The 11,300-nt window shown below is 71.5% G+C and carries 10 protein-coding genes; 1 reads left to right on the top strand and 9 read right to left on the bottom strand.

Features of this window, described 5'->3' with window-relative positions; translation table 11 throughout:
* Window positions 1-81 precede the first annotated feature (81 nt).
* Window positions 82-1,008 carry a sunset domain-containing protein gene (locus ABD160_RS26270; protein ID WP_344027142.1) on the bottom strand — a complete coding sequence of 309 codons (927 nt, stop codon included), beginning with the start codon at window positions 1,006-1,008 and terminating at the stop codon, window positions 82-84.
* 121 nt (window positions 1,009-1,129) lie between these two features.
* On the opposite strand from ABD160_RS26270, the gene rarD reads away from it, so the two are divergent.
* The gene (gene rarD, locus ABD160_RS26265; RefSeq protein WP_344027140.1) at window positions 1,130-2,062 is read left to right on the top strand and encodes an EamA family transporter RarD; all 933 of its coding nucleotides are present in this window, start codon (window positions 1,130-1,132) and stop codon (window positions 2,060-2,062) included.
* Here rarD and ABD160_RS26260 read toward each other — a convergent pair.
* The 8 genes from ABD160_RS26260 to nuoH form a co-directional block, all read right to left on the bottom strand.
* The gene (locus ABD160_RS26260; RefSeq protein ID WP_344027160.1) at window positions 2,038-3,015 is read right to left on the bottom strand and encodes a polyprenyl synthetase family protein; all 978 of its coding nucleotides are present in this window, start codon (window positions 3,013-3,015) and stop codon (window positions 2,038-2,040) included. The two genes, rarD and ABD160_RS26260, sit on opposite strands and share 25 nt — an antisense overlap.
* A 48-nt stretch (window positions 3,016-3,063) precedes the next feature.
* Complete coding sequence (gene nuoN, locus ABD160_RS26255; RefSeq protein ID WP_344027138.1) at window positions 3,064-4,695, bottom strand: NADH-quinone oxidoreductase subunit NuoN; 1,632 nt, start codon at window positions 4,693-4,695, stop codon at window positions 3,064-3,066.
* On the bottom strand, window positions 4,692-6,344 hold the full coding sequence (locus ABD160_RS26250; protein WP_344027136.1) for an NADH-quinone oxidoreductase subunit M: 1,653 nt from the start codon (window positions 6,342-6,344) through the stop codon (window positions 4,692-4,694). The genes nuoN and ABD160_RS26250 overlap by 4 nt, the downstream gene beginning before the upstream one ends.
* Window positions 6,344-8,239, bottom strand: a complete 1,896-nt coding sequence (gene nuoL, locus ABD160_RS26245; RefSeq protein WP_344027158.1) for an NADH-quinone oxidoreductase subunit L — start codon at window positions 8,237-8,239, stop codon at window positions 6,344-6,346. The genes ABD160_RS26250 and nuoL overlap by 1 nt, the downstream gene beginning before the upstream one ends.
* 79 nt (window positions 8,240-8,318) lie before the next feature.
* Window positions 8,319-8,618 carry an NADH-quinone oxidoreductase subunit NuoK gene (nuoK, locus tag ABD160_RS26240; protein WP_344027134.1) on the bottom strand — a complete coding sequence of 100 codons (300 nt, stop codon included), beginning with the start codon at window positions 8,616-8,618 and terminating at the stop codon, window positions 8,319-8,321.
* A complete protein-coding gene (locus tag ABD160_RS26235) occupies window positions 8,615-9,511 on the bottom strand; it encodes an NADH-quinone oxidoreductase subunit J (protein WP_344027132.1) in 897 nt (298 codons plus the stop codon). Before ABD160_RS26235 ends, nuoK begins: the two co-directional genes overlap by 4 nt.
* Window positions 9,508-10,047: an NADH-quinone oxidoreductase subunit NuoI gene (nuoI, locus tag ABD160_RS26230; protein WP_085915823.1), complete on the bottom strand. Its 540-nt coding sequence runs from the start codon at window positions 10,045-10,047 to the stop codon at window positions 9,508-9,510. The genes ABD160_RS26235 and nuoI overlap by 4 nt, the downstream gene beginning before the upstream one ends.
* A complete protein-coding gene (nuoH, locus tag ABD160_RS26225) occupies window positions 10,048-11,292 on the bottom strand; it encodes an NADH-quinone oxidoreductase subunit NuoH (protein ID WP_344027156.1) in 1,245 nt (414 codons plus the stop codon).
* Window positions 11,293-11,300: the final 8 nt, after the last annotated feature.

Genomic DNA, 11,300 nt, shown 5'->3' with positions numbered 1-11,300 from the left:
CAGGTCGACCACGCCACACAGACCGGCAACGCCGACCTGCAAGCACTGCTCAACGGCCGCGACACCTGGACGATCCTCTAGTCAGCGCGCCCCGGGCCGCTCGTGCCAGGCGATGAACCCGGCGGCCCGGGCGCCGGACTCGCTCTCGAAGTAGAGGTCGGCGCGGGTCCGCACGTAGTACGGCGAGTCGGTCGTGTGGAACCGGCGGGACCCGCTGTGCACCTTGACCCGGTGCGTGTCGGGCGGCTCCGAGCCGTCCTCGGGCGCCAGTACCGAGCCCAGGTAGGGGCCCGGCCGGACGCCCTCGGGCAGCGGCGCCGAGGCCGCCGCCGGCCCGATCAGCCGCGAGTCGAGCGCGGCCAGCGCGGAGCCGCCGGTGGACGGCGGCTGGACCGGCTGGACCGGCTGGGCGGGCCGGGACGGCTCGGCCGACTGGACCGGCTGGGCGGGCCGGGACGGCTCGGCCGACTGGACCGGCTGGATCGGATGGACCGGCTCGGCCGACTGGACCGGTCGGGCGGACTGGACCGGTTGGGACGGCTGGGCCGACTGGACGGGCTCGGCCGACTGGACCGGCTGGGCCGGCCCGGCGGGCCGGGACGGCTCGGCGGGCCGGGCGGCCCGCGGCGGGCGGGCCGGCACCAGCGGTTCCGGCGGCCCGGCCTGCTCGGGCAGCACCGGCTCCGGGAGCGGCTCCGGCTCGACGTCGTCGGGCAGCGCGTGCCGGCCGGCCGGTTCGACCTCCTCCTCCCCGGAACGGGGCCGCGGCACGTCGAGCGTTGCACGATGGTCGTCGGAACCGCCATCTCGCAACGCTCGATCGGCGTCGGGGCCGGCCGGGGTCGGGGCGTCGAACAGGCCGGGGGGTTGCTCCGGCGGGGACCCGGGTGCCTCCGGGACCGGGCCGCCGTTGCTGCGTGCCCGGACCACCAGCAGCCCGACCACCGCGAGCACGACGACGATCGCGAGCAGTGCCCACATCCAGCCCATGACCGGACCTCCGTCCACCCGGGAGCCTCCCGGGCGCAGTGCTTGGTATCACGGATCGTGCACGCCGTCACCGCGGTCGCGCGTCCGTGCACCCTTCCCGGATCATGGTGCCTGTGATGGGCGACCGAACGGTAACCGGATGACCGCGCATTCGCCCGAACGAACCACCCCCGGTCGGGACGAGCTAGACCGGACGGGCCTGGCGGCCGGCGTCGGGTCGTACGTGCTGTGGGGGCTGTTCCCGGCGTTCTGGCCGCTGCTGGACCCGGCCGCACCGGTCGAGGTGCTCGCGCACCGGATCGTGTGGACGACCGTGCTGATGGCCGCCGTGCTCACCGCGCTGCGCGGATGGCGGCACCTGAAGGGGCTCGGCCACCGCGGCCGGCTCGCGATCTGCGCCGCCGCGGTGCTCATCTCGGTGAACTGGGGCCTGTTCATCTGGGGCGTGTCGGTCGGCCGGGTCGTCGAGATCGCGCTGGGCTACTACATGACGCCGCTGGTCGGGGTACTGCTCGGCGTCGTCGTGCTGCGGGAGCGGTTGCGGGTCGCGCAGTGGGTGGCGCTGGCGCTGGCCGCCGTCGCCGTGCTGGTCATCGGGATCGGGGCAGGCAGCCCGCCCTGGCTGTCGATGGCGCTGGCCTGCTCGTTCGGGATCTACGGCCTGCTGAAGGCGACGGTGCCGGTACCGGCGGCGGCCGGCCTCACCGCCGAGGGCCTGGTCCTCGTGCTCCCGGCCGCGGTGTACCTGCTGGTGCTGGAGACCTCCGGCGCCGGGACGTTCCTCGATCTCGGCCCGTGGCACCTGCTGCTGATGCTGTCCGCGGGCCCGGCGACGGCACTGCCGCTGCTGCTCTACGGCGTGTCCGCGCGCCGGATCCCGCTGAGCACGCTGGGCGTGCTGCTCTACATCAACCCGACCCTGCAGTTCCTGTGGGGCGTGCTCGCCGTCGGCGAGGACATGCCACCGGCCCGCTGGATCGGGTTCTCCCTGGTCTGGGTCGCGCTGGTGGTGTTCACCGTCGACCTGGTGCGGCGGGCCCGCCGCGCTCAGCCGGTGCGTTCGACGGTGTAGTCGGTCAGCGTCCGCAGCGCGTCGATCGCCGGGCAGGCGGGCAGCACGGCCAGCTCGGCGCGGGCCCGGTCGGCGTACCCGGCGACCGTCTCCCGCGCCTTCACCAGCGCCTCCCCGGAGCGCAGCAGCTCCAGCGCCTCGGCGACCTCGCCGTCGTCGGTGATCGGGGCGGCCAGCAGCTCCCGCAGCCTGCGCGACGACGGCGAGTCGTCACCGTCGCGCAGCGCGTACAGCATCGGCAGCGTATGCACGCCCTCCCGCAGGTCGGTGCCCGGCGTCTTGCCGGAGTCGTCCGCCGGGCTGGCGATGTCGATGATGTCGTCGGAGATCTGGAAGGCGGTGCCGATCAGGTCGCCGAACCGGCGCAGCGCCTCCACGTGCTCGGCGGGGGCCAGCGAGAACATCCCGCCGTACCGGCCGGAGGTGGCGATCAGCGACCCGGTCTTCTCCCCCACCACCCGCAGGTAGTGCGCGACCGGGTCGTCGGACGCCTTGGGGCCGCGGGTCTCCCGCATCTGCCCGGTCACCAGCTGGGCGAACGTCTCGGCGATGATCCGGACCGCGTCCGGGCCGAGATCGGCGACCAGCCGCGACGCGTGCGCGAACAGGAAGTCCCCGGTGAGGATCGCGACCGAGTTGTCCCAGCGGGAGTTGGCCGACTCCGCGCCGCGGCGCATCGCGGCCTCGTCCATCACGTCGTCGTGGTACAGCGTCGCCAGGTGGATGAGCTCCACCACCGCCGCCGCCGTGATCACCTCGTCGCGCTCCGGATGCGGCCCGACCTGGGCCGCGAGCAGGGTGAACAGCGGCCGGAACCGCTTGCCGCCCGCCTCGATCAGGTGCAACGAGGTCTCGGTGACGAACTCGTAGTCGCTGTGCACCTCGCGGTGCAGCAGGTCCTCGACCCGCTTCAGCCCGTCGGCCGTGGCCTCGGCCAGGATCGGATCGGCCATCCGGACCCCGGCCACACTCTGTGTCTCCACCCCCACAGCGTACGAACGTCAGCCGATGAACGCGCCGCTGGCGGCCCATTCGAGGACGGGTGTGGGAAGAATCCCGAGAACGAGCGTCGCCAGGGTGCCCAGCGTGATGGCGACCGTGGTGAACGCGCCCGGGACGACGACCGTCGGGCCGTCGTCGGCGGGCTCGCTGAACCACATCAGCACGACCACCCGCAGGTAGAAGAACGCGGCCACCGCCGAGGCGACCAGCGCGATCACCACCAGCGGCACCATGCCGTCCGCGGCGGCCGCCGAGAACAGCGCGAACTTGGCGGTGAACCCGCTGGTCAGCGGGATCCCGGCGAGCGCGAGCAGGAGGAAGGTCATGACCCCCGCGGCGAGCGGGGACCGCTTCGCCAGCCCGGCCCACGCCGACAGGTGGCCCGCCTCGCCGTCCGGCCCGCGGACCAGCGAGACGACGCCGAACACCGCGATCGTGGTGAAGCCGTAGGCCACCAGGTAGAACAGCAGACCGGCGGTGCCGTCCGGGGTGATCGCCATCGCGCCGAGCATCAGGAACCCGGCGTGCGCGATCGACGAGTAGGCGATCATCCGCTTCACGTCGGTCTGGGTGAGGCCGAGCACGGCGCCGACGACCATCGAGATGATCGCGACCGCCCACAGCACCGGGCGCCACTCCCACACCGTGGAACCGAACGCGACGTAGAGCACCCGGGCGATCGCGCCGAACGCGGCGACCTTGGTGCAGGCCGCCATGAAGGCGGTGACCGGCGTCGGGGCGCCCTGGTAGACGTCCGGCGTCCAGGTGTGGAACGGCGCCACCGAGCCCTTGAACAGCAGCCCGACCAGCAGCAGCGCGAGGCCGGCGAACAGCAGCGTGTCCGAGGTGAGCGAGCCCGCGGCGGACTCGGAGATCTCGGAGAGCCGCACCGAGCCCGCGTAGCCGTAGAGCAGCGCGATCCCGTACAGGAAGAACGCCGAGCCGAACGCGCCCAGCAGGAAGTACTTGACGGCCGCCTCCTGGGAGAGCAGCCGGCGACGGCGGGCGAGGCCGCAGAGCAGGTACAGCGGCAGCGACAGCACCTCGAGCGCGATGAACATCGTCAGCAGGTCGTTCGCCGCGACGAACGCCATCATCCCGCCGAGCGCGAACAGCACGAACGGGAACGGCTCGGTCTGCATCGTCGGCGTCTGGTCCGGCGTGCCGTAGGAGCGGTCGACGTGCTCCCCGGCCGGGCCGCCGCCCGCGGGCACCGATCCGGAGCCGCCGGTGCGGGCCGCGGCCCGCTCCGCGGCGGAGGCGACGAACACCCCGCCGGGTTCGACCGAGCGGTCGGCGAGCAGCAGCAGGCTGGGGACGGTCAGCACGATCAGCGTGCCCCAGAGGAACAGCGCGGGTGCGTCCACCGCCAGCGCGTGGCCGAACGTCAGCACCGGCTCCGGGCCGGACAGCGCGTACCCGGCGAGCGCGACCAGCGCCGCGAGCAGGGTCAGCCCGGTCGCGACGACCTGCACCGGCCAGCGCTGGTGGCGCGGCAGGAACGCCTCCAGCAGCACCGAGACGCAGGCCCCGGCGAACACGATCCACAGCGGCGCGGACGCCGCCCAGTCGATCGGCGGCATCTCGATCGTGGTCGGCACCTGGGAGACTGCCTGGGCGACGGAACTCATCGGACGATCCCTCCAGCGGGCACCGGGTCGGGCAGGCCGAGCTCGGCCATGGTCGCCGTCACCGACGGGTTGATCACGTCGAGCACCGGGGCCGGGTAGAAGCCGAGCACCACGATCACCACGATCAGCGGCGCGAGCAGGCCGATCTCACGACGGCCCAGGTCGGGGAAGCCGGACGACTTCCGGTCCGCGGCGACCCCCGGGTCCAGCATGGTGCCGGGGCCGCCGGCGCCGGCCCGCTCCAGCGCGCCGATCACCGCGGTGCCGCGCACCGGGCCCTGCATCGTGCGCTGGTAGAACCAGAGCACGTAGAGCGCGGCGAAGATGATGCCGACCGTCGCGATGATCGTGAACACCGGCCGGGTCGGGAACGAGCCGATCAGCACCAGGAACTCGGAGACGAACGAGTTCGTCCCGGGCAGCGCCAGCGAGCTCATCCCGGCCAGCAGCAGGCAGCCGGCCATCACCGGGGCGAGCTTCGCGACGCCGCCGTAGTCGGCGATCAGCCGGGACCCGCCGCGGGCGATCAGCATGCCGACCATCAGGAACAGCATCCCGGTGGAGAGGCCGTGGTTGACCATGTAGAGGGTGGCGCCGGCGAACGCCTGGCTGGAGAACGCGAACACCCCGAGCGCGATGAACCCGAAGTGCGCCACCGAGGTGTAGGCGACGAACCGGCCCATGTCGGTCTGCCCGACGGCGAGCAGCGCGGCGTAGATGACGCCGGCCACGGCGAGCACCAGCACCAGCGGCGCCAGCACCTGGCTGGCCTGCGGGAACAGCGGCAGCAGGTAGCGCAGGAAGCCGTAGGTGCCGACCTTGTCGAGCACGCCGACCAGCAGCACCGCGGCGACGATCGGCGCCTCGGCGCCGGCGTCGGGCAGCCAGGTGTGGAACGGCACCAGCGGGGCCTTGATCGCGAACGCGACGAAGAAGCCGAGGAACAGCCAGATCTGCACCGACGTCGGGGTGTCGGCGGCGATCGCCTGCAGGTCGGCCCAGGTGAACGTGCCCCGGCCGAGCTGCTCGGCGCTCGTCACGTACAGCCCGATCAGCGACGCCAGCATGATCAGCCCGCCGAGCAGCGAGTACAGGAAGAACTTGACCGCCGCGTACTGCCGGCGCGGGCCGCCGAAGCGCCCGATCAGGAAGTACATCGGGACCAGCATGGCCTCGAAGAACACGTAGAACAGGAACACGTCGGTCGCCGCGAACACCCCGACCAGCGTCGCCTGGGTGGCGAGCAGCAGCCCGAAGTAGCCGGCCACCGAGCGGCCCTCGGGCAGCTTCTCCGACCAGGCGAACAGCAGCAGGATCGGCACCAGGAAGGCGGTGAGCGCGATCAGCGCCAGCGAGATGCCGTCCACCCCGAACGCGATGTGCGTGCCGAAGGCCGGGATCCAGGGCATCGAGAACTCGAACTGGAACCGGGTGCCGGCCTGCGCCGACGGGACCGAGTACAGCGACCACGCCACGACCACGAGCGCCAGCTCGACCAGCGCGGTCGCCATCGCGATCGCCTTGGCCGCCGGCGCGTTGCGGCGCACCGGGTACAGCAGCAGGGCGCCGACCAGCGGCACCAGGAGCAGGACGATCAGGAGCGGGTTCCCGCCGCTGCCCGGGACGATGGGGTCTACGGGGACGATCATCAGGCGAACCTCACCGCCAGCATCGCGGCGACGATGAGGACCCCGCCGCCGAGCATCGAGAGTGCATAGGACCGGACGAAGCCGGTCTGGGTCCGGCGGAGCCTGCCGGAGCCGCCGCCGAACGCGGCGGCCGTGCCGTTGACCAGGCCATCGATCCCCCGGTTGTCGAAGAAGACCAGCACCCGGGTGAGCCAGATGCCGGGCCGCTCCAGGAACGCCTCGTTGAAGGCGTTCGCGCCGAGATCGGCGCGGGCCGCGGCGACCACCGGCGAGACCCGCTGCGGGCGCTCGACCGGGACCGGGCGGCGGCCCACGAACAGGTAGGCCAGCAGCACGCCGAGCAGCGAGACGCCGACCACCAGGAACGGGATCACCGCGTGCGGCAGCGGACCGCCCTCGGCGGCCACCCGCTCGCCGACCGACGGGGCCAGCCAGCCCGGCAGCACCGGGTAGAGCAGGAACCCGGCGAACACCGAGCCGAACGCCAGCACGATCATCGGCGCCGTCATCGAGGCGGGCGACTCGTGCGGGTGGTACTCCCGGCCGTCGGTGGAGCGGATCTCCTTCCAGCGGCTCTCGCCGAAGAAGGTCATCAGCATCAGCCGCGTCATGTAGAAGCCGGTCAGGCCGGCGGCCAGGGTCGCCAGGCCGCCGAACGCCCAGCCCTGCCAGCCCTCCTGGGCGAACGCGGCCTCGATGATCGCGTCCTTGGAGAAGTAGCCGGACAGGAACGGGAAGCCGATCAGCGCCAGGTAGCCGAGGCCGAACGTCACGAAGGTGACCGGCATCTTCCGCCACAGCCCGCCGAATCGGCGCATGTCGACGTCGTCGTTCATGGCGTGCATGACCGATCCGGCGCCGAGGAACAGCCCGGCCTTGAAGAAGCCGTGCGTGAGCAGGTGCAGGATGCCCAGCGCGTAGCCGGCCGGGCCGAGCCCGACGGCCAGCACCATGTAGCCGATCTGGCTGACCGTGGAGTAGGCCAGCACCTTCTTGATGTCGTCGTAGGCGCAGCCGATGATCGCGCCGATCATCAGCGTCACCACGCCGATCAGGCAGACCACCAGCCGTCCGGTCTCGGACAGGTTGTAGATCGGCGCGGACCGGGCGATCAGGTAGACGCCCGCGGTGACCATGGTCGCCGCGTGGATCAGCGCCGACACCGGCGTCGGGCCCTCCATCGCGTCCGGCAGCCACGCCTGCAGCGGGAACTGGCCGGACTTGCCGCAGGCGCCGAGCAGGAGCAGCAGCGTGATCGCCAGGACGGTGCCGCCGGGGACCTCGCCGATCCGGGCGAAGACGTCGGAGTACTGCAGCGTGCCGAGCTCGAGCCAGATCAGGAAGATCGCGATGGCCAGGCCGACGTCGCCGACCCGGTTCATGATGAAGGCCTTCTTCGCCGCGGTCGCCGCGGCCGGCCGGTCCTGGAAGAACCCGATCAGCAGGTAGGACGCCAGGCCGACGCCCTCCCAGCCGAGGTAGAGCATCACGAAGTTGTTGCCCAGGACCAGCACCAGCATCGCCGCGACGAACAGGTTCAGCTGGGCGAAGAACCGGCGCCGGTTCGGGTCGTGGCTCATGTAGCCCACCGAGTAGAGGTGGATGAGCGCACCGACACCGGTGATCAGCAGGACGAACGTGATCGACAGCGGATCGAGCCGGAGTCCGAAGTCGACGCTGAGCGCGCTGGACTCCATCCAGGACCAGAGCGACTGCTCGCGCAGCCGCTCGTCCGGGGCGAGGCCGAGCGTCTGCACGAAGATCGCGAGACCGACGGCGAACGAGCCGACCACGGTCGCGACGCCGAGCCAGTGGCCCCAGGCGTCGGCCCGGCGGCCCGCCAGGAACAGGACGAGCGCACCGGCGGCGGGGAGCGCGATCAGCAACCAGGCCAGCGACGCGGCGCCGGTCGCCGGCGCCGCACCCTGCGCTACCGCAGTGGCCTGTGCGAGTTGGAGGGTCACCCGGGGGCTCCTAGTACTTGAGCAGGTTCGCGTCGTCCACCGAGGACGACTGACGGGTGCGGAAGATCGCGGTGATGATCGCGAGTCCGACGACCACCTCGCAGGCGGCGACGACCATCACGAACAGCGCCATCACCTGCCCGTCGAGGTTGCCGTGGATCCGGGAGAACGTGACCAGGGACAGGTTCACCGCGTTCAGCATCAGCTCGACGCACATGAAGACGACGACCGCGTTCCGGCGGACCAGCACGCCGACCGCACCGATCGTGAACAGCAGGGCGGAGAGCAGCAGGTAGTACTCGGGGGTCATCGGTGCTCCCCGGTGCTGTCTGCGGGGCCCGCCCCGGTCTCACTCGCCTCGCCCGACTCGATCGTCCGGTCGGGGGCCGGGCGGCCGGTCAGCGCGTGCGCGTCCGGCGTCGTCGTGTCCGGGACGTCCACCGACACCGACTCGATGATCTCGGCCAGCGACTCCGGCGCGATCGAGCCGTCCGGCAGCAGCGCGGGCACCGCCACCGAGTTCGCGGTGGCGTAGACGCCCGGGCCGGGCAGCGGGGAGATCCGGGCGTGCTCGCCGCGCAGCCGGCGCAGCACCGTCTCGCGCTGGCTGAGCTTCGCGTGCTGCGAGCTCTGCGAGCCGGTCAGCACCATCGCGCCGAGCGCGGCGACCATCAGCAGCGCCGCGGTCAGCTCGAACGCCAGCAGGTAGTCGGTGAAGATCAGCCGGCCGAGCTCGGGGACGTTGCCGTTCCAGCCGAGCCCGCCCTGCGCCAGACCGGCCGGGGTGACGTCGGTGAGCCCGCGGGACAGGCCGCCGACCAGCAGCGCGGCCAGTCCGACGCCGAACACCAGCGCCGCGGCGCGCTGCCCGCGCAGCACCTCGATCACCGAGTCCTTGGAGTCCCGGCCGACCAGCATCAGCACGAACAGGAACAGCATCATCACCGCGCCGGTGTAGACGATGATCTGCACGAAGCCGAGGAACGGCGCGGACTGCACCAGGTACAGCACGGCGATCGAGAACATCGTCAGCACCAGCAGCAGCGCCGCGTGCACGGCGTGCCGGGCGAACACCAGGCCGAGCGCGCCGGCCAGGGCGACCGGGCCGAGCACCCAGAACGCGATCGCCTCGCCGGTGGTGACCTCGCCGCCGGCCTGGGCGAGCACGACCGGCAACCCGGACAGGGGGGCCAGCGCCGTCATCGGATCTGCTCCCCGGTCTGGTCGAGCACCGACGTCTTCGCCAGCGTCGGGCCCTGCACGTAGTAGTCCTGCTCGTCCTCGCCGAGACGCATCGGGTGCGGCGGCTGCTCCATGCCGGGCAGCAGCGGAGCCATCAGCTGCTCCTTGGTGTAGATGAGGTCCTGCCGGTTGTCGTCGGCCAGCTCGTAGAAGTTGGTCATCGTCAGCGACCGGGTCGGGCAGGCCTCGATGCACAGGCCGCAGCCGATGCACCGCAGGTAGTTGATCTGGTAGATCGCGCCGTAGCGCTCACCCGGGGAGTACCGGGCCTCCTCGGTGTTGTCCCCGCCCTCGACGTAGATCGCGTCCGCCGGGCAGGCCCAGGCGCACAGCTCGCAGCCGACGCACTTCTCCAGCCCGTCCGGGTGCCGGTTGAGCTGGTGGCGACCGTGGTAGCGGGGCGCGGCGGGCGGGAAGTCCTCCGGGTACTCCTCGGTGACGACCTTCTTGAACATCGTCGAGAAGGTGACGCCGAAACCCTTGAAGAAGTCGAACATCTACTCGGCCTCCTGTCCTGCCCGCACGGCCTTGCGGCGCTTCGGTGGTGACTCGGGGACCTTCAGGTCCAGTGGTGGCACCGGGTAGTCCGACGCCGGTTCCACCGGCGGGGCCTCGACCTGCCGGTCCGGCAGCAGGAAGGCCACCGCCAGCACGACGGCCAGCGCGAACCCGATCAGCGAGAGCAGCAGCACGATGTTGTCGCCGCCGGTCGACTGGAAGGCGCGGATGCCGAAGATCGCGACGATCCAGACCAGCATCACCGGGACCAGGACCTTCCAGCCCAGCTTCATGAACTGGTCGTAGCGGAACCGGGGCAGCGTGCCGCGCAGCCAGATGAACATGAACAGGAACAGCAGGGTCTTCAGGATGAAGGCCAGGAACTGCATCCAGCCGTACTCGTTGAGGAAGCTCAGCGGCCACGGCCACATGCCGCCGCCGAGGAACAGCGTCACCGCCATCGCCGAGACGGTCACCATGTTCACGTACTCGGCGAGGAAGAACAGCGCGAACTTCAGCGACGAGTACTCGGTGTGGAAGCCGCCGACCAGCTCGGACTCGGCCTCCGGCAGGTCGAACGGCGCCCGGTTGGTCTCGCCGACCATCGCGATCACGAAGACCACGAAGCTCGGGAAGAGCAGCCAGACGTACCAGCCCTGGGCCTGCGCCCCGACGATCGACGCGGTCGACAGCGATCCGGCGTAGAGCACCACGCCGACCACGGCCAGGCCGAGCGCGATCTCGTAGGAGATGACCTGGGCGGCCGAGCGCAGCGAGCCGAGCAGCGAGTACGGCGAGCCGGACGCCCAGCCGCCGAGCACGATCCCGTAGACGCCGATCGAGGAGCAGGCCAGCACCACGAGCACGCCGACCGGGACGTCGACCAGCTGCAGCACCGTCTGCTGGCCGAAGATCGTGACCTCACCGCCGAACGGGATCACCGAGAGCGCGACGAACGCCGGGATCGTCGAGATGACCGGGGCGATGAAGTAGACCTTCTTGTCGGCCAGCGCCGGCATGATGTCTTCCTTGAACGCCAGCTTCAGCCCGTCGGCGAGGCTCTGCAGCCAGCCGCCGGGGCCGGTCCGGTTCGGCCCGGGCCGGTGCTGCATCCGGCCGACGACCTTGCGCTCCCAGTTGATCATGAACAGGGTCAGCACGACCCCGATCACGAACAGGCCGACCACCTTCAGCAGGGTCAGCCACAGCGGGTCGCTCGCCAGCAGCTCCTGGGTGCGGGTCAGACCGTCCG

Origin of the sequence: Pseudonocardia kongjuensis, assembly GCF_039526905.1 — a bacterium.
In the GTDB taxonomy this organism is placed as follows: Bacteria; Actinomycetota; Actinomycetes; order Mycobacteriales; family Pseudonocardiaceae; genus Pseudonocardia; species Pseudonocardia kongjuensis.
Note: the sequence above shows the minus strand (reverse complement) of the source record. Positions and strands in the feature narration are given on the sequence as shown.